22 protein-coding genes are annotated in these 23,105 nt (G+C 67.0%); 4 read left to right on the forward strand and 18 right to left on the reverse strand.

Annotated features, from left to right (window positions below; all coding sequences use genetic code 11):
- Window positions 1-158: 158 nt before the first annotated feature.
- The 4 genes from pstB to pstS all read right to left on the reverse strand — a co-directional run bounded on the left by pstB (window position 159) and on the right by pstS (window position 4,272).
- Window positions 159-938, reverse strand: coding sequence for a phosphate ABC transporter ATP-binding protein PstB (gene pstB, locus AB0N75_RS15310; RefSeq protein WP_127513112.1), 780 nt, complete (start codon window positions 936-938; stop codon window positions 159-161).
- Between the two features lie 26 nt (window positions 939-964).
- Window positions 965-2,080, reverse strand: coding sequence for a phosphate ABC transporter permease PstA (gene pstA / locus AB0N75_RS15315; protein ID WP_364651653.1), 1,116 nt, complete (start codon window positions 2,078-2,080; stop codon window positions 965-967).
- Entirely contained in the window at window positions 2,080-3,006 is a 927-nt protein-coding gene (pstC, locus tag AB0N75_RS15320; protein WP_364651655.1) for a phosphate ABC transporter permease subunit PstC, read from the reverse strand. Before pstC ends, pstA begins: the two co-directional genes overlap by 1 nt.
- Before the next feature lie 153 nt (window positions 3,007-3,159).
- Window positions 3,160-4,272, reverse strand: coding sequence for a phosphate ABC transporter substrate-binding protein PstS (pstS, locus tag AB0N75_RS15325; protein WP_364651657.1), 1,113 nt, complete (start codon window positions 4,270-4,272; stop codon window positions 3,160-3,162).
- Window positions 4,273-4,547: 275 nt separating this feature from the next.
- Here pstS and AB0N75_RS15330 point away from each other — a divergent pair, with 275 nt between their 5' ends.
- The 3 genes from AB0N75_RS15330 to disA all read left to right on the forward strand — a co-directional run bounded on the left by AB0N75_RS15330 (window position 4,548) and on the right by disA (window position 8,251).
- Window positions 4,548-5,675: an FUSC family protein gene (locus AB0N75_RS15330; RefSeq protein WP_364651659.1), complete on the forward strand. Its 1,128-nt coding sequence runs from the start codon at window positions 4,548-4,550 to the stop codon at window positions 5,673-5,675.
- 29 nt (window positions 5,676-5,704) lie between these two features.
- A complete protein-coding gene (radA, locus tag AB0N75_RS15335) occupies window positions 5,705-7,072 on the forward strand; it encodes a DNA repair protein RadA (protein ID WP_364651661.1) in 1,368 nt (455 codons plus the stop codon).
- Window positions 7,073-7,177: 105 nt separating this feature from the next.
- Window positions 7,178-8,251 carry a DNA integrity scanning diadenylate cyclase DisA gene (disA, locus tag AB0N75_RS15340; RefSeq protein WP_364651663.1) on the forward strand — a complete coding sequence of 358 codons (1,074 nt, stop codon included), beginning with the start codon at window positions 7,178-7,180 and terminating at the stop codon, window positions 8,249-8,251.
- A gap of 18 nt (window positions 8,252-8,269) precedes the next feature.
- Here the strand turns inward: disA and AB0N75_RS15345 are convergent, their stop codons facing one another.
- Entirely contained in the window at window positions 8,270-8,899 is a 630-nt protein-coding gene (locus AB0N75_RS15345) for a hypothetical protein (protein ID WP_364651665.1), read from the reverse strand.
- A gap of 87 nt (window positions 8,900-8,986) precedes the next feature.
- Between AB0N75_RS15345 and AB0N75_RS15350 the strand changes: the two genes are divergently transcribed.
- Window positions 8,987-9,955: an A/G-specific adenine glycosylase gene (locus tag AB0N75_RS15350; protein ID WP_364651667.1), complete on the forward strand. Its 969-nt coding sequence runs from the start codon at window positions 8,987-8,989 to the stop codon at window positions 9,953-9,955.
- A gap of 37 nt (window positions 9,956-9,992) precedes the next feature.
- Here AB0N75_RS15350 and AB0N75_RS15355 read toward each other — a convergent pair whose 3' ends face one another.
- From AB0N75_RS15355 to folB, 13 genes are all read right to left on the reverse strand, one after another.
- Window positions 9,993-10,502, reverse strand: a complete 510-nt coding sequence (locus AB0N75_RS15355; RefSeq protein WP_364651669.1) for an amino-acid N-acetyltransferase — start codon at window positions 10,500-10,502, stop codon at window positions 9,993-9,995.
- Window positions 10,503-10,511: 9 nt separating this feature from the next.
- A complete protein-coding gene (locus tag AB0N75_RS15360; RefSeq protein WP_364651671.1) occupies window positions 10,512-12,632 on the reverse strand; it encodes a prolyl oligopeptidase family serine peptidase in 2,121 nt (706 codons plus the stop codon).
- Window positions 12,633-12,762: 130 nt separating this feature from the next.
- Entirely contained in the window at window positions 12,763-15,261 is a 2,499-nt protein-coding gene (locus AB0N75_RS15365) for an ATP-dependent Clp protease ATP-binding subunit (RefSeq protein WP_364651673.1), read from the reverse strand.
- Window positions 15,262-15,427: 166 nt separating this feature from the next.
- A complete protein-coding gene (locus AB0N75_RS15370; RefSeq protein WP_364651675.1) occupies window positions 15,428-15,760 on the reverse strand; it encodes an Lsr2 family protein in 333 nt (110 codons plus the stop codon).
- Between the two features lie 216 nt (window positions 15,761-15,976).
- Entirely contained in the window at window positions 15,977-16,135 is a 159-nt protein-coding gene (locus AB0N75_RS15375) for a hypothetical protein (protein ID WP_364651677.1), read from the reverse strand.
- A 2-nt stretch (window positions 16,136-16,137) separates the two neighbouring features.
- Window positions 16,138-17,655 (reverse strand): lysine--tRNA ligase, encoded by a 1,518-nt coding sequence (lysS, locus tag AB0N75_RS15380; RefSeq protein ID WP_364651679.1) that lies wholly within the window; start codon window positions 17,653-17,655, stop codon window positions 16,138-16,140.
- 78 nt (window positions 17,656-17,733) lie between these two features.
- Window positions 17,734-18,630: a pantoate--beta-alanine ligase gene (gene panC / locus AB0N75_RS15385; RefSeq protein ID WP_364651681.1), complete on the reverse strand. Its 897-nt coding sequence runs from the start codon at window positions 18,628-18,630 to the stop codon at window positions 17,734-17,736.
- Window positions 18,627-19,544, reverse strand: coding sequence for a DUF2520 domain-containing protein (locus AB0N75_RS15390; protein WP_364651683.1), 918 nt, complete (start codon window positions 19,542-19,544; stop codon window positions 18,627-18,629). Before AB0N75_RS15390 ends, panC begins: the two co-directional genes overlap by 4 nt.
- Window positions 19,528-21,186: a PH domain-containing protein gene (locus AB0N75_RS15395; RefSeq protein WP_364651685.1), complete on the reverse strand. Its 1,659-nt coding sequence runs from the start codon at window positions 21,184-21,186 to the stop codon at window positions 19,528-19,530. Before AB0N75_RS15395 ends, AB0N75_RS15390 begins: the two co-directional genes overlap by 17 nt.
- Window positions 21,183-21,695, reverse strand: a complete 513-nt coding sequence (locus tag AB0N75_RS15400) for a PH domain-containing protein (protein ID WP_364651687.1) — start codon at window positions 21,693-21,695, stop codon at window positions 21,183-21,185. Before AB0N75_RS15400 ends, AB0N75_RS15395 begins: the two co-directional genes overlap by 4 nt.
- The gene (locus tag AB0N75_RS15405) at window positions 21,688-22,185 is read right to left on the reverse strand and encodes a DUF3180 domain-containing protein (protein WP_364651689.1); all 498 of its coding nucleotides are present in this window, start codon (window positions 22,183-22,185) and stop codon (window positions 21,688-21,690) included. Before AB0N75_RS15405 ends, AB0N75_RS15400 begins: the two co-directional genes overlap by 8 nt.
- A 22-nt stretch (window positions 22,186-22,207) precedes the next feature.
- On the reverse strand, window positions 22,208-22,717 hold the full coding sequence (folK, locus tag AB0N75_RS15410; protein WP_364651690.1) for a 2-amino-4-hydroxy-6-hydroxymethyldihydropteridine diphosphokinase: 510 nt from the start codon (window positions 22,715-22,717) through the stop codon (window positions 22,208-22,210).
- The gene (gene folB, locus AB0N75_RS15415; RefSeq protein ID WP_364651692.1) at window positions 22,714-23,097 is read right to left on the reverse strand and encodes a dihydroneopterin aldolase; all 384 of its coding nucleotides are present in this window, start codon (window positions 23,095-23,097) and stop codon (window positions 22,714-22,716) included. The genes folK and folB overlap by 4 nt, the downstream gene beginning before the upstream one ends.
- Window positions 23,098-23,105 lie beyond the last annotated feature (8 nt).

Raw genomic sequence — 23,105 nt, forward strand, 5'->3', positions numbered from 1 at the left:
GTAGCCCAGGAACTGAACGGCCGGCCACGCAAAACGCTCGACTGGGACTCCCCAGCCGAGCGTCTGCGTGACTTACTCTTGACTACCTAGCCACCCACGGTGTTGCAACGATCCCTAGAAACCGCCGGGGAGGCACCGCCGTCGTACTTACTGGGGGTTTATCCGAAGCGGCCGGACACGTAGTCCTCGGTGGCCTTCTCAGTCGGGTTGCTGAAGATGGTCGGCGTATCGCCGTATTCGATCAGCTTCCCCGGCTTCCCGGTGCCGGCGATGTTGAAGAACGCCGTCTTGTCGGACACGCGGGCCGCCTGCTGCATGTTGTGGGTAACGATCACCACGGTGTACTGCGTCTTGAGTTCCTCGATCAGGTCCTCAATGGCGAGCGTGGAGATGGGATCGAGTGCCGAACACGGCTCGTCCATCAGGATCACCTGCGGGGAGACTGCGATGGCGCGGGCGATGCACAGGCGCTGCTGCTGGCCGCCGGAGAGGCCGGATCCGGGCTTGGCCAGCCGGTCCTTGACCTCGTTCCACAGGTTGGCGCCGGTCAGCGACTTCTCCACCAGCGCGTCGGCGTCGGACTTGGACATCCGCTTGTTGTTCAGCTTGACCCCGGCCAGCACGTTGTCGCGGATGGACATGGTGGGGAACGGGTTGGGGCGCTGGAAGACCATGCCGATCTGGCTGCGCACGGTCACCGGGTCCACGCCCGAGCCGTAGAGGTTGTCGCCGTCCAGCAGGACTTCGCCCTCCACCCGGGCGCCGGGCAGCACCTCGTGCATCCGGTTCAGCGTGCGCAGGAAGGTGGACTTGCCGCAGCCGGAGGGGCCGATGAAGGCCGTCACGGAGCGGGCGTCGATGTTGATGTTGACACCCTCCACCGCGCGGAAGTTGCCGTAGTAGACGTTCAGGTCCTTGACGTCGATGCGTTTGGACATGGGGGTTCCTTCTCTTTGGTTCTGGCTCAGCGGCCGGTCTTGGGGGCGAAGATGCGGGCGATCAGCCGGGCAAGCAGGTTCAGCAGCATCACGAAGATGATCAGGATCAGCGCCGCAGCCCAGGCACGCTGCATGCTGGGTTCCACGTTGGTGGGCGAGGTGGGGTTCATCAGCTGCCGGTAGATATAGGTGGGCAGGGTGGTCATCCAGCCGCCGAACACGTTCCAGTTGATGCTGTTCACGAAGCCGGCGGTGACCAGCAGCGGGGCGGTCTCGCCGATGATGCGGGCGATGGCCAGGGTGACGCCGGAGGCAATGCCGGAGATCGCCGTCGGCACGACCACCTTCAGGACGGTGCGCCACTTGCGCACGCCCAGCGCGTAGGAGGCCTCGCGCAGTTCGTTCGGCACGATCTTGAGCATCTCCTCGGTGGAGCGGACCACCACCGGGATCATCAGCACGGAGAGCGCGACGGCGGCCACGAAGCCGGTGCGGGTGCTCGGCCCGAAGATCAGGCCGAACAGCGCGGCGGCGAACAGGCCCGCAACGATCGAGGGGATGCCGGTCATCACGTCCACGAAGAACGTAATGCCGCGCGAGAGCGCTCCGCCCTTGCTGTATTCGACCAGGTAGACCGCGGTGAGCAGGCCGATCGGGACCGAGATGATGGTGGCCCACATGGTGATCAGCAGGGTGCCGATGATGCCGTGATAGGCGCCGCCGAGCACCTCGGTTCCGTTGGCTACGGTCTCGTTGTCCACCATGCCGGTCATGCCGTTCATGGACGTGAAGACGAGGTTGTAGCTCAGTCCGGCGATGCCGTTCTGCAGCACCGTCCAGATGACCGAGATCAGCGGCACCACGGCAATGATGAACGCCGCGAAGATCAGGTTGGTGGCGAACCGGTCCTTGGCCTTGCGGGCGCCCTCCACCGAGAGCGTGACCACGTAGCCGGCGATCACGAAGATCACGGCCGAGAGGAGCGCCCAGGAGACCAGGCTGAATCCGATCAGCGAGGAGACCGCCGCGCCGAGGATGAGCGAGCCTGCGGCGACCGCCCAGATGGCCCAGCCGGGCAGCTGGTTCTTGGTGAGGGTGTTGCGTTTGACCGGTGCGGGGGCTTCAGTGAGCATTTTGGACATTAGTTGGCTCCCGAGAATTCCTTGTGCCGGCTAATGATCCAGCGGGCGATCATGTTCACGGCCAGGGTGATGAGGAAGAGCACCAGGCCGGCGGCGATGAGTTCGGACAGCCGCAGACCGTAAGCTTCCGGGAAGTTCAGGGCGACTTCCGCGGCAATGGTCTGGTTGCCCGACTTGATCAGGCTGGCGATCAGCCCGCCGCCGGACAGGACCATGGCAACCGCCATGGTTTCGCCCAGCGCGCGGCCCAGTCCCAGCATCACGGCGCTGATGACGCCCGGGCGCGCGAACGGGAAGACGGCCATCTTGATCATTTCCCAGCGGGTAGCTCCCATGGCCAGCGCAGCCTCCTCGTGGAGTTTGGGCGCCTGCAGGAAGATCTCGCGGCTGAGCGAGGTGATGATCGGCAGGATCATCACGGACAGCACAATGCCGGCCGTCAGCATGGTCTTGCCGGTCTGGCTGGCCGGTCCTTCGAAGATCGGGATCCAGCCGGCGTTCTCCGCCAGCCAGGTGTAGGGGCCTACCAGCGCCGGCGCCAAGACCGCAATGCCCCATGCGCCGTAGACCACCGACGGGATGGCTGCCAGCAGGTCAACCACGTAACCCAGGCCCTGGGCGAGCCGGCGCGGCGCGTAATGCGAGATGAACAGGGCCACGCCCACGCCCACCGGGGTGGCCAGCACCAAGGCGATGGCTGCGGCGATCAGGGTGCCGATGACGATGGGCCAGATGTAGGCCCAGAAGCCGTTTCCGCCTGAAATCGCGGAAGGGTCCGCCCCAAACGTCGGCAGCGCCTGCCAGAGCAGGAATGCCGCCACGCAGAACAGCACGAAGAGGATCAGGCAGCCTGCGGCAAGCGTCAGGCCTGAAAAGACCTTGTCGCCGGTCCGGCCTCTGCCTGTCTCGGTCAATGTTTGGGACACTTCACAACCCTTCGGGTTCCTTCTGCACTTCGTCTGGCTGTTCTGCCAGTCTTGCTGGTTCGTTTCGGCCCGGCAATATTGCCGGGCCGGAACACGGCTGCGCCCCGCGCGTCAATTTGCGACGGCGCGGGGCCAACCAAACTTCGATAAGGACTAGGACTTCACCGAGATGGAGTCGATAGCCTTCTGTGCCTGCTCGCGCAGGGTTTCGGAGATCGGTGCGTTGCCGGCCGAGTCCTGGGCTGCCTGCTGTCCTTCTTCGCTGATCACGTAGCTGCCGAAGGCCTTGACCAGGTCAACGGTGTTCTGATCAGCATAGGTGGAGCAGTAGATGTGGTACGAAACCAGCACGATCGGGTAGGCACCCGACTCGGTGGTGTCGCGCTTGAGGTCCAGGGACATGTCCACGTCGCTGCGGCCCTCAACCGGGCTGGCCACCTCGACGGCCTTGGAGGCTGCCTCGGCGCTGAGCTCGACGTATTCTTCGCCGACCTTGACCTTCACGGTGCCCAGGCCGCCCACTGCGGAAGCGTCGGCGTAGGTGATGGCGCCGTCGGTGGAGGTAGTGGTGGAAACCACGCCGGAGGTGCCCTGCGCGTTCTCGGCCTGCAGCTTGGCGGGCCAGTCGCCAGAGACCTCGTCGGTCCAGACATCGCCGGCGGCGGCGGACAGGTACTCCACGAAGTTCTCGGTGGTGCCCGACTCGTCGGAGCGGTGCACCACGGTGATGGCGGTGTCGGGCAGCTCGACGCCCTCGTTCTGCGAAGCGATGGCCTCGTCGTTCCACTTGGTGATCTCGCCGCGGAAGACCTTCGCGATGGTCTCGGCGTCCATGTTCACCGAGTCGACGCCTTCAAGGTTGAAGGCAACGGCGATCGGGGAGACGTAGCCGGGGAGGTTCATCGCACCGTCCGGGCCGCAAACTTCCTGGGCCTGCTTCCACTCTTCGTCGTCCAGGTAGGCGTCCGAGCCGGCGAACTGCACGCCACCGGCGAGGAACGCGTCGCGGCCGGCGCCGGAGCCGTCGGGCGAGTACTGCACGTTGGCTTCGGGGTTCTTGGCGGTGAAGCCGGCCATCCAGGCCTGCATGGCCGAATCCTGCGAGGAAGCACCGGCACCGGACAGGGTGCCGGAAACGGTCGACGCGGAGTCGGTGCTGCCGGCAGCTGCCTGGTTTCCGGTGGCGTTATCGGAGCCACATGCGGTCAGTGCCAGTGCTGCAACGGAGAGGACGGCGGCCGCGCGGCCGATGCGAATTGCCTTCACGAGTATGGTCCCTTTCAGGGTGAGAACGGATCACGACGACCGGACGTTTTCCGCCCCCTTGTCGTGCTCCTTCGACGCTATGGGCGCCACGTAAAGAATGTGCACGACTAAAGTGAACGCAAAGTGAACAAGGCGGGACCGTTTGCTAACGAACCGCGCGCATGGCTTGCGTTCGTGAGCAGGCTCATACTATGGACCCGGTTTGGCCGGGCCGCGGTCCGGCCCAGCGGGCGCGGTCCGAAAGAATCGCCGATCCGCCCACCTAGACTGGGAGCATGAGCGCAGGCACCCGGTTGGTACAGGCCCGGTCGTTCCTGCGCAGGCGGGGACGTGCCGGCTACAGCCGCAGCAAGTCCTCGTTCATGTCCGCGCTGCGGATCACGTTATGCGCCGTCGCCGCCTACGTCTTCGCCGAACAGGTACTGGGCCACGAGGGCCCGCTGTTTGCCGCCACTTCCTCCATCATTGCGCTCGGTTTCGCCAAGGGACCCCGGGTCCGCAAAGTGCTCGAGGTCGCCATTGGCTGCACCCTGGGCATCACCGTCGGCGACCTGCTGCTGCATTTCCTCGGGCCCGGCATCTGGCAGGCGGCCCTGGTGCTGCTGGTCTCCATCCTGCTGGCCAGATTCCTGGACAGCGGCAGCATCTTCACCACCCAGATGGCGCTGCAGTCGGTGCTGGTGGTGCTGCTGCCCGCGCCCGCAGGCGGGCCCTTCACCCGCAGCCTGGATGCCGTCATTGGCGGCGCCTTCGCGCTGATTGTGACCATGTTGATTCCCGGCGACCCGCGCTCGGAACCACGCTCGGGCCTGCAGAAACTCCTGGATGAACTCTCCGCCGTGCTGCGCGAGTGCTCGGATGCCTTGGCCAAAAGCGACCCCACCAAGGCATGGCACGCGCTGATCCGGGCGCGGGCCAGCCAGCCGCTGATCGACGAGGTGCGCGGCAGTTTCTCCTCGGCCCGGGAAGTTGCCCGGATCTCCCTGGCCTACCGCCGACATCGCGACGAGGTGGGGGACCTGCAGGATTCTGCCGAGATGGCGGACCTGGCCATGCGCAACAGCCGGGTGTTCTCCCGCCGGTTGACATCCGTGATCAACCACGCGGCCATGACCGACGAAGCGATCGAGGCCTTCTCCGAAATACTCCAGGAAACAGCCGACGCCGTCGAAATCCTTGCCGAGGGCCTCTCCGACCGAGATCCCGGGGCACGCGAACGCCGGCTCTCCGGGGCCAGGAACGACCTGGCCGAGATCGCCACCCGGCTGCACCCCAAGCACCTGGGCATTGCCACCATGGAGGGGGAGAGCCTGGTCTTGGTCTTCCGCCCGCTGATGGTGGATCTGCTCGAGGCCGCCGGGCTCAGCCACGACGACGCCGCGTCCTACCTGCCCAAACTCTGATTGTCCGAGCCCCCGGCTACGCTGGGTGCATGAGCACCAAGACCCGTTCCAAGGCCCCCGCCTACCGCTGCGCCGAGTGCGGCTGGAGCACGGCCAAATGGGTGGGGCGCTGCGGCGAGTGCCAGGCGTGGGGAACGGTTGAAGAGGCCACGCCGGTGGCGGCGCGCACCACCGCCGCCGCCGCGGTCTCCCGGCCGGCCGAACGGATCGCCGACGTCGATGCCACGAACGCCGCCTTCCGCGCCACCGGGGTGGAGGAACTGGACCGGGTGCTCGGCGGCGGCCTGGTGCCCGGTGCGGTCATCCTGCTGGCCGGCGAACCCGGCATCGGCAAATCCACGCTGCTGCTCGATGTTGCGGCCCGGGTGGCCCGGCAGGACCGCGACGTGTTGTACGTGACCGGCGAGGAATCCGCGGCCCAGGTCAAGCTGCGGGCCGAACGCATCTCCGCTGTGGCGGACAACCTCTACCTGACCGCCGAGACGGACTTGGGCATTGCGCTGGGCCACGTGGAACAGCTGCAGCCGTCGCTGTTGATCGTGGATTCGGTCCAGACGCTCAGCAGCAGCGCCGTGGAAGGGGCTGCCGGCGGCGTGACGCAGGTGCGCGAGGTCGCGGCTTCGCTGATCAACGCCGCCAAAACCAAGGGCATGACCACCATCCTGGTGGGGCACGTGACCAAGGACGGCTCCATCGCGGGGCCGCGGCTCCTCGAACATCTGGTGGACGTGGTGTGCCAGTTCGACGGCGACCGGCATTCGCGCCTGCGGCTGGTGCGTGCGGTCAAGAACCGCTACGGCCCCACCGACGAGGTGGGCTGTTTCGATCTGACGGAGGCCGGCATCGAGGGGCTGACCGACCCGAGCGGCCTGTTCGTCTCCCGCACCAAGGACCCGGTCTCCGGCACCTGCATCACGGTCACGCTTGAGGGCCGCCGGCCGCTGGTGGCGGAAGTTCAGGCCTTGCTGGCCGAGACCTCCAACGCACAGCCGCGGCGTGCCACCAGCGGGTTGGATTCTTCCCGCGTGGCGATGATGATGGCCGTGCTGCAGCGCCGCGCATCCATGTCGCTGCACAAGGACGACAGCTATGTGGCAACAGTGGGCGGGGTCCGGCTGGGCGAACCGGCCACCGACCTGGCCACCGTACTGGCCATTGCCTCAGCCAAAACCAACCAGCCGCTGCCGGCGCAGCTGATCGCCTTCGGCGAGGTTGGGCTGGCGGGCGAGGTCCGGCCCGTCCCCGGTATCGGGCGGCGAATCCAGGAGGCCGAACGGCTCGGATTCACGCACGCGATTGTTCCGGCTTCGCCGGATGGAACGGGCCAGGTTCCGGCCGGATTCACGGTCAAGGAAGTACACACCGTCTCCGAAGCGCTGTCCACACTGTTCCGCTGAGCATCCGGGAGAAAGGATAGCCAGGATCCGGCACTATCATGGAGCCTGAGGCTGTCCGGACGGCGGCCCCGCACCCATGCCCGCCTGCCCAAAGGAAACTCCCACATGGTCAAGAGCCCCGAGGACGCCCTCAAGGCCACCCTGGCCCGAGTAGCTCCGGGAACCCAGCTGCGCGACGGGTTGGAACGGATCCTCCGCGGGCGCACCGGCGCGCTCATTGTGCTCGGGTACGACCAGCAGGTGGAAGAGATCAGCAGCGGCGGGTTCGACATCGGGATCGAGTTCTCGCCCACCCGGCTGCGGGAACTGGCGAAGATGGACGGCGCCATCGTCTGCGATAAGGACGCGGGGACCATCGTCAAGGCCGCGGTGCAGCTGGTCCCGGACCCTTCCATTGCGACCCAGGAGTCGGGCACCCGGCACCGGACCGCCGAACGTGTCGCCATCCAGACCGGGCTGCCGGTGATCTCGGTCAGCCAGTCCATGCAGATCATTGCACTGTATGTGGAAGGAATCCGGCACGTCCTGGAGGGCTCCGAGCCGGTGCTTGCCCGCGCCAACCAGGCGCTGGCCACCCTGGAGCGCTACCGCGCCCGGCTGGACCAGGTCACCGGCTCGCTCTCCGCGCTGGAGATCGAGGCCATGGTCACCGTGCGGGACGTGGCAGTAACCCTGCAGCGGCAGGAAATGGTCCGCCGCATCTCCGACGAGATCTCCCAATACGTGCTCGAGCTCGGCGTGGACGGCCGGCTCCTCTCCCTGCAACTGGATGAGCTGACGTCGGGGCTGGGCCCGGACAGTGAAATGATCCTGCGCGACTACGCGGAAATCAAGGGCGGCATCGACGTCGACACCGCTCTGAAGACCCTGCGCGGTTTCACGTCGAACGATCTGATCGATTTGGGCAGGGTGGCCAGCGTGATTGGCATCCAGCCCGGCCAGGACTCCCTGGACGCTGTGGTCCAGCCCCGCGGCTACCGGCTGCTGGCGGGGGTCAAGTCCGTACCGCGGGCGGTAGCCGACCGTTTGGTGGATCACTTCGGCGGCCTGCAGTCGTTGATGGCGGCCAACATCGACGATCTGATGGCCGTCGACGGCATCGGCGAGCAGCGGGCACGCGTGATCCGCGAGGGCCTGTCCCGGATCGCCGAAACCAGCCTGCTGGACCGGTTCCTCTAGGTTCCGGCTGCACGCTTACTAACGCAGTTCGAACACGGTCTTCTTGCTGGATTTCTTATCCAGCTTGGTGGTCAGGACATAGGTGCCGGGCTGCGGGTTGGCCTCCACCGAGGTGCAACCCGGCGCGGTCCGGTTCCGCTCCCAGGTAAAGCGCGCCTGCTCGCTCTTGCCCGGCTCAAGGGTCATCATCAACGGTTCGGCGTCCACCTGGCAGTCCGTGGAGGAGAAAATCCGATCGTCGCCGCTGGTGACCAAAAATTCCATCGCGTCGGTGCCGACGTTCACTTCGCAGGGGCTCTTGCCCTTGTTCGCCACTTCCAGAATCAGCGTGGGGTTCTCCCCGCTCCCGTAAGCCGGGGCATCGGTTTCGGCACGCACGACCACGTCCGAGTCCTCACAGCCCGCCGTGGCTGCGGGGCTGGCCACAGGGGCGCTGGGTGCTGCTGCCGCTTCGGCCACCTCCGCCGAGGCGTCGTCCCGTCCCGCTCCCACCAGGCCGGCGAGCCAGAATCCGGCGGCCACGATGGCTGCCACCACCAGCACGGCCAGCACCAGCACCACCAGGCGCCGGCGGCGGTAGACCGCAGGGCTGGGCCGCCGGACGGATGAACCCTGTCCGCGCCCGCCGGATGTGCCGCTGCCTGCCATACCTCAAGGTTAGGAGACGGCATCGTCCGGCGCCGTCAGCACCACGCCGGGCAGTACAGTATTGGTTGATCACATCGTAGGAGTTTCATGCCCCGCCCCGACGCCGCCGCTCCGGCTGCTTCCATCGAACCGGCAGAAGCCGGCCTGCTGCACCAGCGAATCCGCGACTGGTTTGCGGCCAGTGCAAGGGACCTGCCCTGGCGTCGCCCGGAGTGCGGCCCGTGGGGCATTGTGGTCAGCGAATTCATGCTGCAGCAGACCCCGGTGGTCAGGGTGCTGCCGGTCTGGGAGCAATGGATGCAGCGCTGGCCGCGCCCGGCCGACCTGGCCGCCGACTCGGCCGGCGAAGCGGTCAGGGCCTGGGGACGGCTGGGCTATCCGCGCCGTGCGCTGCGCCTGCATGCCGCGGCCACGGCGATTGTGGACCGGCACGGGGGCCGGGTGCCGGAGGACCACGCCAGCCTGCTGGAACTCCCCGGCGTCGGGACCTATACGGCGGCCGCGGTGGCATCCTTCGCCTTCGGGCTGCCGGAAACAGTGGTGGACACGAATATCCGCCGGGTACATGCGCGCTTGGTGACCGGCGCGGCCCTCCCCGCGCCAACGCTCTCTGCCGCCGAAATCCGCCTGGCCCGGCAGTTGATGCCGGCCGGCGGCATTAAGGAGTGGAACGCCGGCACCATGGAGCTCGGCGCCCTCGTTTGCACGGCGAGGTCGCCGCGCTGCGATGCCTGCCCGGTGCTGGATCGCTGCGCCTGGGTGAAAGCCGGGCGCCCGGAGCCCCATTACGTCCCCAAGGGGCAGGCCTGGGCGGGCACCGACCGGCAAGTGCGGGGTGCCATGATGGCCGTCCTGCGCGAAGCGGAATCATCCGTTCCGCGCGAGGTCCTGCTGGGCAGTTTTGAACTGGCGGTGCTGCCCGCTGCCTACCAAGGGCCTCTGGCTGCGCTGCGCGCGCTGCCGGCCGGCGACGACCAGTTGGGCCGGGCACTCGGCGGGCTGCTGGCGGACGGGTTGGCCGTCACGGCAGGCGACGGCATCAGCCTTCCCGACTAGCCGGGAAGGAGCCGGTCCCAGCGGCCGCGGCGGCCGGTCAGAGTGAGCGGATCATCCGGGTGTTGCCCAGCGTATTGGGTTTGACCCGGGCCAGGTCGAGGAACTCGGCCACGCCTTCGTCGGTGGATCGCAGCAGTTCGGAATAGACCTCCGGGTCCACCGCCGATTGGTCGGCCATGACCTCGAAGCCATGCCGGGTGAAGAAGTCCACCTCGAAGGTCAGGCAGAAGACGCGGTTGACACCCAAATCCCTGGCCGCGCCGATAAGTTCGTCCAGCAGGGCGTGGCCTACTCCCCTGCCGCGCCAGTGCGCTGCGGTGGCCAGCGTGCGCACCTCGGCAATGTCCTCCCACATGACGTGCACGGCGCCACAGCCCACTACTTCGCCCTCCGGCGTCTCGGCGACCCGAAACTCTTGGATGCTTTCGAAGTACGCCACTGCCTCCTTCTCCAGCAGCACCCGTTCGTCGGCCAGCGGTTTCACCAGTCGGCGGATCTCTACGACGTCGGAGGTGCGGGCGGGGCGGATCTTGAAGGCGTCGGTCACCCAGTCAGTCTAAAGCCCCAGTTCGGCCGGCAGTTCCGTCTCTTGGTCCAGCACGTGCCGGGCGAGGAAGTTGGAGACGACGGAGTACCAGATTTTGGCATGCTGTGGTGAGAGCACCCAATGGTTCTCGTCGGGGAAGTACAGGAACCGGTGCGGCGTCTCCCCGTCCGTCCCCGCGGCCAGTTGCGACCGGGATAGGAGTTCGTACCAGAGTCGCAGTCCCTCGCCGATCGGTACCCGGTAGTCCTTGTCCCCGTGCACCACCAGCATCGGCGTGTTGATGTTCTGCACATGCAAATGCGGGGAGTTCTCCAGCGCCATCTCCGGGGTCATCTCCCGCTCCCAGTATGGGGAGACATCAGTGGTCGGTCCGAACTGGTCCAGTGCCCACAGGCTGGCGTGGGTGACGACGGCCCGGAACCGGTCGGTATGCCCGGCAATCCAGTTGGCCATGTAGCCGCCGAAGGAACCGCCCATTGCCGCCGTCCGGGTGCCGTCGATATCCTCCCGCTGCACGGCGGCGTCGGTGATGGCCATCAGGTCCGTGTACGGGGCCTGTCCCCACTGCCCCCAGCCCCGGCGGATGAAGTCATCCCCGTAACCGGTGGAGAGCGCCGGATCCGGCAGCAGCACGGCGTAGCCCTGCGCCACCAGCAGCCACGGGCACCAGCGCCAGCTCCACGCATTCCATGAGCCGAGCGGGCCGCCGTGCACCCACAGCAGCAGCGGCGCGGGGTTCTGGGCGGACGCGCCCTCGGGCAGCGCCAGCCAGGCGCGCACCGGAACCTGTGCGCCGTCGGTGCCCACCGTCGTCGTGATTTCTTCCAGCCGACCGCCCAGTTCCGGACGGGGCGCAGGCGAGGGAAGGACGGTGGTGTCCCCGGAGGACAGGTCGATGCGCACCGGCTCGGGCGGAAACAGGTAGGAGTTGCGCAGCGCGTAGGCGAACCGACCGTCCGGGCTGACCACGACATCGGTGTAGGCCGCGTCGTCGTGCGTCACCTGCCGCACGGCGCCGGTGTCGGCGTCGACGCGGAACAACGGAGCGCGGCCGGCGTCATCGGCTGTCACCAGCAGGGCCGAACCGTCGGGCAACCAGGCCGCCGGGTGGGGCCAGCGGTCCCAATCCGCAGCCAGCGGACGCAGCTCGCCGCCGGCCAGCGGAAGCAGCCCCAGCCGGACCGAAGGAACGGTCCGCGGCCCGGAAACGGATTCGCAGACCACCACCACGGTGCGGTTGTCGGGGCTGACCGGACCCGGCGAGTAGTCGGTGTCCGGGCTTTCCAGCAGGGTCCGGCGCACGCCGGTTGCCGTGTCCACGGCGGCCAGCACGCTGCGGCTGTCTCCCCGCGGCAGCGGCCGGCGGACGTTGACCACCAAGGTGCTGCCGTCCGGGCTGAGTTCGGCCGCGGTTTCCATCAGGGCATTTCCGGCCCACTCGGTGATGTTGCGCAGGCTGCCGTTCGGCTCGTCGTCCACCGTCAGGGTTGCAGCCGCGTCGTCCGCGGATTCCTGCAGAATGAAGTGCCGCTTCTCCCCCGGCCCCAGGTCATGGTCCCAGAAGCGCACCGGATACCCCGAGTGCAGGATCGCGGAGACTTTCTTGTCCTTGCGGACGGAGCGCAGGTTGGCGTCGCCCTCTTCCCCGTCGGACCCGCGCAAGACCTGGCCGTCCACCACCACGGTGTCTGCGTCGCGGGCACAGCGCACCGCCGCGACGCCGCCGGGACGCGACAGCACCATCCGGCCTTCGCCTCCGGCCGCCGGCAGGCGCCACAGTGCCGGCACCGGCTCTTCAGCGGGATCGTCGGGACTCGGGCGGGCGGAGGTGAAATAGAGATCGCCGCTGCGGGCAAAGGCCGCACCGGATTCGCCCTTGGAGCTGCGGGTGATCCGCCGGGCCGGGCGCTCACCGGCGGGATCAACTTCCCAGAGGGCCGAGACATACTCGGTGGCGCCGGAGTTCAGCACGCCGACGCAGGTGACCAGTCGGCTGCCGTCCGGGCTGAGCACCAGCGACCCCAGCCGCGGCAGCGCGATAAAGCGGTCCAGGTCGCTGAACGGGGTGGCGGGAGCCTGCTGGAGGGGTGCCTCCACCCGCACATCGGAAGTAAGTGCTTCAGAACTCATGGATTCAGTAAACACTACTTGTGCCGCGGATCACAGACAAGCACGCAAATCAGCGCTGTTCGCGTCCGATATCGGGCGGTTAAAGCGGAGAACCCCGGCCGGGGCCGGGGTTCTCCGTGCGCAGTGCTGGCTACTGGGACAGCGCCGGGGTGTCCGGTACTTCCTCAATCGCCTTGGGGGCGCCGGTACTGGTGAAGACGAACGTTGCCGTTTCGCCCTCGCCCTCGACGTCCACGTGGATGGTTTCGCCGGGGTGGAACTCGCCGAAGAGGATCTTCTCCGAGAGCTGGTCCTCGATCTCCCGCTGGATGGTCCGGCGCAGCGGCCGGGCACCCATCGTTGGATCGTAGCCGCGGGTGGCAAGCAGCACCTTGGCCGGATCGGACAGTTCGATCTTCAGGTTCTTCTCGGTCAGCCGCTTCCGCAGCCGCTCGACGAACAGGTCCACGATCTGGACGATCTCTTCCTCGCTCAGCTGCGGGAAGACCACCGTGTCGTCAACGCGGTTGAGGAACTCGGGCCGGAAGTGCTGCTTGAGCTCATCCTGGACCCGGGCGCGCATCCGCTCGTATCCGGTCTTGGTGTCCGTGCCCGACTGGAAGCCGGTCATGACGCCCTTGGAGATGTCCCGTGTGCCCAAGTTGGTGGTCATGATGATCACCGTGTTCTTGAAGTCCACGACGCGGCCCTGGCTGTCTGTCAGGCGGCCGTCCTCGAGGATCTGCAGCAGCGAGTTGAACAGGTCCGCGTGGGCCTTCTCCACCTCGTCGAAGAGCACCACGGAGAACGGACGGCGGCGGACTTTCTCGGTCAGCTGCCCGCCCTCTTCGTAGCCGACATACCCCGGAGGGGCACCGAAAAGCCGCGAGACCGTGTGCTTCTCCGAGTATTCGGACATATCCAGGGTGATCAGCGCGTCTTCCTCACCGAAGAGGAATTCCGCCAGGGCCTTGGCGAGCTCGGTCTTGCCGACGCCGGTGGGGCCGGCGAAGATGAACGAGCCGGAGGGACGGTTGGGGTCCTTCAGGCCGGCGCGGGTGCGCCGGATAGCCTGCGAGATGGCCTTGATCGCCTCGTCCTGGCCGATCACGCGCTTGTGCAGCTCGGCCTCCATGTGCATGAGGCGGCTGGACTCTTCCTCGGTCAGCTTGAACACCGGGATGCCGGTGGAGTTGGCCAGCACCTCGGCCACCAAGTCCTCGTCAACCTCGGCAATCTCATCCAGGTCGCCGGACTTCCAGGCGCGTTCCTTCTCCGCCCGCTCGTCCTGCAGCCTGCTTTCCTGGTCCCGCAGCGTGGCGGCACCCTCGAAGTCCTGGGCATCGATGGCCGATTCCTTTTGCTTCTTCAGCTGGGAAATGCGCTCGTCGATGTCCTTGAGCTCCGGCGGTGCAGTCATCCGGCGGATGCGCAGCCGGGCGCCGGCCTCGTCGATCAGGTCGATGGCCTTGTCCGGCAGGAAACGGTCGGAGATGTAGCGGTGGGCCAGATGCGCGGCGGCATCCAAGGCGCCGTCGGTGATGGAGACCCGGTGGTGCGCCTCGTAGCGGTCGCGCAAGCCCTTGAGGATCAGCACGGCGTGCTCCACGGACGGTTCCTCAACCTGGATCGGTTGGAACCGGCGCTCCAGCGCGGCGTCCTTCTCGATGTGCTTGCGGTACTCGTCCAGCGTGGTGGCACCGATGGTCTGCAGTTCCCCGCGGGCCAACATGGGCTTCAGGATGGACGCGGCGTCGATGGCGCCCTCGGCCGCACCCGCTCCGACCAGCGTATGGATCTCGTCGATGAACAGGATGATGTCGCCGCGGGTCCGGATTTCCTTCAGGACCTTCTTCAGCCGCTCCTCGAAGTCACCGCGGTAGCGGGAACCGGCCACCAGTGACCCCAGGTCCAGCGTATAGAGCTGCTTGTCCTTGATGGTCTCGGGCACGTCGCCGCGGACAATGGCCTGGGCCAGGCCCTCGACCACGGCCGTCTTGCCGACGCCGGGTTCGCCGATCAGCACCGGATTGTTCTTGGTCCGGCGGGAGAGGACCTGCATGACGCGTTCCATTTCATGCTCGCGCCCGATCACCGGGTCAAGCTTGGACTCACGCGCGGCCTGGGTGAGGTTGCGGCCGAACTGGTCCAGCACGACGGACCCGGCAGGAGTACCCTCCTGCTGCTGGCCCGCGGTGACCGGCTCCTTACCCTGGTAGCCGGAGAGCAGCTGGATGACCTGCTGGCGCACGCGGTTGAGGTCCGCACCCAGCTTGACCAGCACCTGGGTGGCCACGCCTTCGCCTTCGCGGATCAGGCCCAGCAGGATGTGCTCGGTACCGATGTAGTTGTGGCCAAGCTGGAGGGCTTCGCGCAGCGAGAGCTCCAGAACCTTCTTGGCGCGCGGCGTGAACGGAATGTGACCGCTCGGGGCCTGCTGGCCCTGGCCGATGATTTCCTGGACCTGCTCACGAACGCCATTCAGGGAGACGCCGAGGAACTCCAGTGCTTTGGCGGCAACGCCCTCACCCTCGTGGATCAAACCCAGGAGGATATGTTCGGTGCCGATGTAGTTGTGGTTGAGCATGCGGGCTTCTTCTTGAGCCAGCACGACAACGCGACGGGCACGGTCGGTAAATCTCTCAAACATCTCGCACACTCCTAGCTACTGCGTACTTTGATGCTACGTGCCCGACTGCCTCTTGGGAGGCCTGTTCGCCCTAGGGGTAATGCCCTGCGGCAGGAGCGCAAAACGGGGCGGACAGTTGCCTGTCCGCCCCGCCGATCGATCTGCCCGCTAGGGAACGGGCCGCCCGTTATCCCCCGTGGGCGGCCTTGTAGGCCTCGATGATCTCAGACTGCACACGACCGCGGTCGCTGACGTTGTAGCCGTTGTCCCGCGCCCACGCCCGGATGGCCGAGGCATCCTGGCTGCGGGTGCTGCTGGCCGGCTTGCCGGCCCTTGCACCGCGGGAAGGAATCTTCCGACCGGCGGAAATGAACGGCTTAACAGCGTCGCGAAGGGCCGCGGCATTCTTTGAAGAAAGATCAATCTCGTAGCTGCTGGAATCCATGCTGAAGCGGACCGTTTCATCCGCCGAGCCACCATCCAGATCGTCAACCAGAATGATTTTTACTTCTTGCGCCACGGAAGGCTCCTTTAGTGAGTGAACAATTTGGCCGGGATTACCGGACCAAACTGATTATTGCGCACACTGTATTTGATGGCAATACGAACTGATTTAGAAAACCCTAGAGAATCTGGCATGAGCGATATCGGTATAACCGCAATGCCGCCAAACCACATGCACTGTAGTGCTTAAAGGAGAAACCCCGGGCGATCAATAATCGTCCGGGGTTCGCCGTTATTCGGTGCCGCCTTCGGCGGCGCGCCTATCGGCTTCGCGCTCCGCCTCAGCCAATGCTTCGCGTTCTTTGCGGTCGGCATTGAATATGGCTTTCATCACGAAATAGAACAAGAGTCCGACGCCTAGCGACGGCGCGAGCACCCACAGGTATTCCATGCTTAACCCACCTCCGGCTTCAGCAGCGGGAACAGAATGGTTTCCCTGATTCCGACCTGGGTGAAGAGCATCACCAGCCGGTCAATGCCCAGTCCGATGCCGCCCATCGGCGGAGCGCCGTATTCGAGGGCGCGCAGGAAGTCTTCATCCAACTGCATGGCCTCTTCGTCGCCGGCCGCCGCCAGCCGCGACTGCTGGGTCAGGCGTTCGCGCTGAATCACCGGATCAATCAGTTCGGAGAACGCGGTGCCGCGTTCCATTCCGCCGATAATGAGATCCCATGCCTCAATCAGCCCCGGCTTATCCCGGTGGTTTCGGGCCAGCGGTTGCGCCGCTGGCGGGTAATCGTAGACGAAGGTCGGCTGCAGCAGGGTGGGCTCGACGATTTCGCCGAACAACTCAACCACGGTTTTCTGGGTATCCCACTTCGGGTCGATCTTCACGCCGTGCTCGTCGGCAATTTCGCGCAGGATGTGGCCACCGGTCTCCGGAGTGATTTCCCGGCCCACCGCTTCGGACAATCCCGGGTAGACCCCCAGCCAGCGCCATTCCCCATTAAGGTCAATGGTGCCCTGCGGGGTTTCAAGCACTCTGGTGCCCAGGCTGTCCGCCACATTAAGGATCATCTCCTTGATGCGGTCGGCCATCACGAACTGGTCGGCGTACGCCTCATAGCTTTCCAGCGTGGTGAATTCCGGGCTGTGCGTAGAGTCAACGCCTTCATTGCGGAAAATCCGGCCGAGTTCAAAGACCCGGTCAATGCCGCCGACCACAGCTCGCTTGAGGTACAGCTCGGTGGCGATGCGCAGCGTCATGTCCTGATTGAAGGCATTCAGGTGTGTCTCGAAGGGGCGGGCCGTCGCACCGCCGTGGATCAGCTGCAGCATGGGCGTCTCCACTTCCACGTAACCATGGGAGTGCAGGGTGTCCCGGATGGAACGGATCACGGCCGCCCGGGTGTAGACCATCTGCCGGGCTTCGTCGCGGACCATCAGGTCCACGTAGCGCTGCCGTACGCGGGTCTCTTCATTGAGGCCGGCATGCAGCACGGGCAGGGGACGCAGCGCCTTGGAGGCCATTTGCCAGGACTCGGCCATCACGGACAGCTCGCCGCGCTTGGAGCTGATGACTTCGCCGCGGATGAACACATGGTCGCCCAGGTCCACCAGCGCCTTCCAATCCGCAAGCGCTTCCTCACCGATGTTCGCCAGGCTCAGCATGGCCTGCAGCCGGGTGCCGTTGCCTTCCTGCAGGGTGGCGAAGCACAGCTTTCCGGTGTTGCGGATGAAGACCACGCGCCCGGACACCCCGACGATGTCGCCGGTGGTTTCGTCCGCCTCGAGGTGGCCGTACTTTTCACGTACTTCGGCCAGCGTATGGGTCCGGTCCACACCCACCGGGTAGGCCTCCACACCGCGTTCCAGGAGTTTGGCGCGCTTGGCCATGCGCATGCGCATCTGCTCGGACGCGTCGGCAGCCTCGGCTGCGGGATGTGGGGTGGGGGTATTTTCGCGGGTCACGGTAGTTAAGGGTACCGGTACCCGGGCCGGGCCAGCCAAACGCCCAAGCTCAGAGCCCCTGCCCAGTACCCTCCCGGCTCAGTATCCCAGCTGCACGTTGTCGATCAGACGCACCGGGCCCACCTTCGCGGCGACCAGCGCCAAGGCCTCGCCGGTGAACGGTGTTTCCCGGCAGTTGACGGCCAGCGGCTCCAGGGTCTTCGGGTCCACCACTTCCAGGTAGTCGGGCTGGACCAGCGGCGCCGAGCCGATCATGGCCAGGGCGCCGTCGATGTCCAGCGGTTCGTGGCGCTCCGCCTGGCCGCGCAGGTACGCCAGGCTGCGGGACAACACCAGCGCCGCCTCCCGCTCCGCTTCGGAGAGGAACCGGTTGCGGCTGGAGAGCGCCAGCCCGTCGTCGTCGCGCACAATCGGCACCCCCACCACGTCCACGGGGAAGTTCAGGTCCGCCACCATGCGCTTGACCAGCACCAATTGCTGGGCGTCCTTCTGCCCGAAAAACGTCCGGTAGTCCGCGTCACCGGCCGGCAGGCCGAGATGCAGCAGCTTGGCCACCACGGTGAGCGCTCCGTCGAAGTGGCCGGGACGGGAGGCCCCCTCGAACTTCCCGCCGAGTTCCCCCGCAGTAATCCTGACCATCGGGAGGCCGTCCGGGTAGACCTCGTCCACGCTCGGCGCAAACACCACGTCCGCGCCGCACTCCGCCAGCAGGTCCAGGTCGGCCTCGAGCGTGCGCGGGTAACGGTTCAGGTCCTCCGGTTCACCGAACTGCAGCGGATTCACAAAGATGGAAACCACGACGACGTCGCTCGCCTGCCGCGCGGCGCTCACCAGGGCGGCGTGGCCGGCGTGCAGCGCCCCCATGGTCAGCACCAGTCCCACCGAAGGCCGGCCGCTTGCCGCGGACTGCGCCAGAAGCCCGGTGGTGGCGTCCTTCAGCTCGGCTTGGGTCTGCACAAGGCGCGGACGGGTCACTGTTTCTCCTCCGGTTTGGATTGGGCCAGGATGTCAAGAATTTCGGTGGCCTGCGCTTCCTTCAGCATGCCCCGTTCCAATGCCCGCTGGGCCGTGGCACGGGCCAGTGCTTCGTAGGCCAGCCGGATGTCGGTGCTGCCCGCGTCCACTTCGCGGCTCAGCAGTGCCTCGTGGTGGCTGCGGACCGTGCCGGCGTCGCCGCGCGCCACCGGTCCGGTCAGCGCCGATTCGCCGGAGGCCAGCGCGTTCTCCAAGGACGCCCGCATCAGTGCGCTGAGTACCCGGTCCGGCTGCTCCACGCCGGCTTCGGCCAGCAGTTGGGCGGACTGCGCAGCGATGGTCACCAGGTGGTTCGAGGCGTGCGCCAAAGCCGCGTGGTAAAGCGTGCGGTCATCTTCGGCGATGACCACCGGTTCGCCGCCCATCTCCACCACCAGCGCCTGCGCGATCGGCAGGACCGTGGCTTCGGCGGTCACGCCGAAACTGCAGTCGGTCAACCGGGCCAGGTCAAGGCTCATGCCGGTAAAGGTCATGGCCGGGTGGATCGCCAGCGGGATGGACCCTTTAGCCCGGGCCGGCGCGAGCACACCGGTGCCGAAGCGTCCGGAGGTGTGCACCACCAACTGGCCCGGCTGCCAGACCCCGGCCGCGGCCAAGCCCTCCACCAGTTCCGGCAGCGCATCATCCGGGACCGCCAGCAGGACCAGTTCGGCCCGTTCAACAACCTCCGGGATCTGGAGTATCGGCACGCCCGGCAGCAGGTTCTCTGCCCGCTCCTTGCTGCCCTCCGAGACCGCGGAAACGCCGACGACGGCGTGCCCGACCCCGCGCAGCGCGGCGCCGAGGACCGCTCCCACCTTGCCGGCGCCGATCACGCCAATGCCCAGCCGACCGGGCCTAGTGCTGCCCGCCATGGCGGCTCTCCTGCTCCGTTTGGGGTCCGTCCTGCTGCTGCGGTGCGTACTGGCCGTCCGGGTGCCCGCTGGCCGCTCCGGGTTCGGGTCCGCTGCTGGGTTCGGGCGTTGATTCCGGTCTGGCTTCGAGCCAGCGCTCGGGAAGGCTGCGGCGCCTGGCCGCGGCGGCCCGGGAGGCCTGCTCGTCGAAGAGCCTGCGGGCCGTGTCTGCGTCGATCTGGTAGACCACCGGCGTGACCGGCCCGGTGGTGGTGTGCAGCCGCAGGTCGGCCACGTGCAGTCGCCGGGCCAGCGGACCCTGGTGCAGCGCGATGGATTGGGTCCGCTCGTGCGGCACCACGGCGAGGCTGCGCCACAGCCGACCGCTGCGGGCCAGCAGCGCGGTGCCGGTGACGGCAAAGCCGTTCCGCCGCCAGGTCAGCCAGGAGAGCCAGCGAACGCGCCGCGGCGAGGTGACAAAACCGCCGTCGGAGGCACCGCCGTCGTTGTGGTCCGTGGCAGCGATCCCGTCCAGCCCCGCGGTGAAGACCGTGAACGGATCCTCGGTTCCCGGATCCGGCAGCACCAGGGCCAGCATCTGCATGACTTCCTGCCGCGTACCGACCGGCAACAACGTGGTGCGGGCACCGGAGTTCTCCGTGCTGACACCGTAGCCGGCCACGTTCACGCGCATCCGGTACCAACCCTTGAAGCGCCACAGCGGCGACTGCATGATTTCCACTGCCTGCACCCGGCCCGGCGGAACGGTTTGCGCCCGGGTCTCCAGCAGTCCGTACCGCAGCCGGATGCCGTCCGGGGATACCGCGGCGCGGAAGTTGTAGCCGGTGCTGAAGGTTGACCAGTAGCCGGCGGCCACACCGAACGCGGCGGGGACCAGCAGGGCCGGACCGAACGCCGCATCGAACACAAAGGTGGACACACCCGCCGCAATCAGCATGATGGCGAGGAACACCGTGGTGCCGGAGAGCAGCGCCGCGCCGACGATGCGGCTGCCCGGCACGGCCAGAATCTGCTGTTCGGGAGCCTCGGGGACCGGTTCCTGGGCATGGCCCGGTTCGCTGCTCAGCCCGGCGGCCCGGGCCAGGATGGTGGCGCGAAGTTCCTGCGCCGAGGCCAGCGGCAGGTACGCCAACCGCACGGCGGATTCGCCGGCGTCGGCCACTTCGAACTTGAGTTCCGCCAAGCCGAAGATCCGCGCCAGCAGCGGCTGGATCACGTCGATCGCCTGCACCCGGTCAAGCCGGGCCTGGCGGTGCTGGCGGAACAGGACGCCGGAGTCCACGCGGACATGCTCCTCCGTCACTTGGTAACGGGTGTACCACCAGGACAGGAAGAACCCGGCCACCAACAGCAGGACGATGCCGGCCACGATCAGCACGGTCCAGAGCGCGCGTCCGCCGCTCAGCCCCCAGAACTCATCGCCGCGGAACACGGCCTCGAACCAGTCGCGGCCAAAGAAGTAGGCGATGGCCGCCAGCGCGATCCAGCCCCGGACCAGCGGGGACACGGGATGGACGCGGTGCCAGCTGCCGGTGCTGTCGGGAGTGAGCGGCACGCCCTGGGAGGCCGGCACCACCTCGCCGGAGGTGTCCGGCCCCTGCCCGTGCAGCGGGTCCTGCCCGGTGCTGCCGGGAATGGTCATAGCCCGGCCAGCCTTGCCTGTCCGCGGTCGGAGAGTTGTTCGCGCAGCCGGGCGCCTTCTGCCGCCGGCACACCCGGAATGCTGGCATTGGTCTGCGGGCTGGCCGTGTGCAGCTTGACCGAGCACAGCCCGAACGCGCGCTGGAGCGGGCCAACGGCTACATCCACGTATTGCATCCTGCCGTAGGGCACCACCATCACGCGCTGGAAAAACAGGCCGCGCCGGATCAGCAGGTCTTCGTCCCGTTCGGCGTAGCCGATGGCCCTGACCTGGCGAGGGATCAGCAATCCGATCCAGAGGCGGACTACCAGGGTGCCCACGCTCAGCAGCCAGGCGAGCCAGGCCGGGAAATCGGGCCACACGCCCGCCAGCAGCAGGACCAGCGGAACGGACAGGACGGCGAGTTCAACCACTGTCCAGATCGCCCAGCTGATCAGTTCCACAGTGATGTACTTGGGCGAGACCCGGATCCAGCTGATGCCGGCCGGGTCGATCGCTTCGCTAGGCATACTCCCCCTCGCCTTGGGCCTCGGTTCCGTTGTCCTTGGCCGCGTCGGTGTCTTCGGGCGGGAGCTTGCAGAAACGCTCCACCACCAGCCCTATCACCACCATGATCAAGCCACCGCCCATCATAGCCAGCACGGAGGGCAGCGCACCGAGGCCGGGCCGGTAGAGCAGCAGGATCAGCTGGTCCAGCAGGATGCCGGCGTGCCAGCCGAAGATCAGCGAGCCGGCGTAGGCGCAGGCCTGGGCCAACACCAGCGTGCGGGCCGCCAGCACCGGATTCAGTTCCTTGTCCCGTTTGCCGTTGCGCCAGCGGCGCACCTTCAGGCCCAGCACCAGCGTGAAGACGGCGATGGCCGCCATAGTGACCAGCGAGGAGAGATGCAGGAACGGCACCGGCAGCCCGTTGCGCTCGGTGACCTGGTTGCCCAGCCATCCCAGCACCGCACTGACGACGGCGATGGCCGCCAGTGCGCGGTACCTGATGGTCCTCACGAAGCCCCCACCCCGCCGGACACTACTGCCCGGCTTCGAACGGTTCGGCTTCGTAGGGCTCCACGCCGTCCAAGTCCCCGGCCGCCTTCGCCAGCTCGCCCACCGGGACGCCGTTAAGCGTGGCGTTCGAGTCCATCCATGCCCAGGGCGCCAGGACGAAGGCCCGTTCATGCGCCCGCGGATGCGGGATGACCAGGTCTTCATCGTCCAGGGTCAGGTCGCCGTAGGTGATGATGTCCACGTCCAGCGTCCGCGGACCCCAGCGCACTTCGCGGGTGCGGTGGTGCTTGTTCTCCACCGCCTGGCAATGCGCCAGCAGCTGGTGCGGATCCAGGTCGGTCTCCACTTCCAGCACCATGTTCAGGTAATCCGGCTGGTCCTCGGGACCGCCCACCGGCTTGGTCTGCACCACCGCCGAGACTTCGCGGAGCCGCACATGCGGGGTGTCCACCAAGTCCGCCACGGCGTGCGAGAGCGTGTCGCTGCGTTCGCCGAGGTTGCTGCCCAGCGCCAGGACGGCGCGCACGCTCATGGCTTCTCCCGGTAAATGCTGACCGTGACGTCGGAAAACTCCACCCGGATGGGCGCCTGGGGTTTGTGCACGGTGACCTCGACGGCCGCCACGGAGAACGTGCGCAGCACGTGGTCGGCAATCCGCTCGGCCAGGGTCTCGATCAGCTGCAGCGCCTCGCCGGTGATGATCGCTTCCACCTGGTCCGCGACCTCGGCGTAGTTGGCGGTCTGGGTCAGGTCGTCGCCAGCCGCCGCGGGCCGGATGTCCGTGTGCAGCGCAACGTCCACAGTGAACCGCTGACCGTTGCGGCGCTCTTCTTCCAGCACGCCGTGGTAGCCCACGGCGGAGATGCCGGTGAGCTTGATGATGTCCGGACGTGCCGGGATTCCTGCCGCCATCTCCCGCC

Source organism: Arthrobacter sp. NPDC089319, from assembly GCF_040684925.1.
Classification (GTDB): Bacteria; Actinomycetota; Actinomycetes; order Actinomycetales; family Micrococcaceae; genus Crystallibacter.

Excerpts from the sequence above, each read along its gene's own strand:
- AB0N75_RS15360 (WP_364651671.1), bottom strand. The coding sequence starts at position 12,632 with ATGAGTTCTGAAGCACTTACTTCCGATGTGCGGGTGGAGGCACCCCTC.
- pstB (WP_127513112.1), bottom strand. The coding sequence starts at position 938 with ATGTCCAAACGCATCGACGTCAAGGACCTGAACGTCTACTACGGCAAC.
- folB (WP_364651692.1), bottom strand. The coding sequence starts at position 23,097 with ATGGCGGCAGGAATCCCGGCACGTCCGGACATCATCAAGCTCACCGGC.
- AB0N75_RS15345 (WP_364651665.1), bottom strand. The coding sequence starts at position 8,899 with ATGGCAGGCAGCGGCACATCCGGCGGGCGCGGACAGGGTTCATCCGTC.
- AB0N75_RS15365 (WP_364651673.1), bottom strand. The coding sequence starts at position 15,261 with ATGTTTGAGAGATTTACCGACCGTGCCCGTCGCGTTGTCGTGCTGGCT.
- AB0N75_RS15350 (WP_364651667.1), top strand. The coding sequence starts at position 8,987 with ATGCCCCGCCCCGACGCCGCCGCTCCGGCTGCTTCCATCGAACCGGCA.
- folK (WP_364651690.1), bottom strand. The coding sequence starts at position 22,717 with ATGAGCGTGCGCGCCGTCCTGGCGCTGGGCAGCAACCTCGGCGAACGC.
- AB0N75_RS15390 (WP_364651683.1), bottom strand. The coding sequence starts at position 19,544 with ATGGCGGGCAGCACTAGGCCCGGTCGGCTGGGCATTGGCGTGATCGGC.
- AB0N75_RS15395 (WP_364651685.1), bottom strand. The coding sequence starts at position 21,186 with ATGACCATTCCCGGCAGCACCGGGCAGGACCCGCTGCACGGGCAGGGG.
- disA (WP_364651663.1), top strand. The coding sequence starts at position 7,178 with ATGGTCAAGAGCCCCGAGGACGCCCTCAAGGCCACCCTGGCCCGAGTA.
- AB0N75_RS15375 (WP_364651677.1), bottom strand. The coding sequence starts at position 16,135 with ATGGAATACCTGTGGGTGCTCGCGCCGTCGCTAGGCGTCGGACTCTTG.
- AB0N75_RS15400 (WP_364651687.1), bottom strand. The coding sequence starts at position 21,695 with ATGCCTAGCGAAGCGATCGACCCGGCCGGCATCAGCTGGATCCGGGTC.
- AB0N75_RS15330 (WP_364651659.1), top strand. The coding sequence starts at position 4,548 with ATGAGCGCAGGCACCCGGTTGGTACAGGCCCGGTCGTTCCTGCGCAGG.
- pstA (WP_364651653.1), bottom strand. The coding sequence starts at position 2,080 with ATGTCCAAAATGCTCACTGAAGCCCCCGCACCGGTCAAACGCAACACC.
- radA (WP_364651661.1), top strand. The coding sequence starts at position 5,705 with ATGAGCACCAAGACCCGTTCCAAGGCCCCCGCCTACCGCTGCGCCGAG.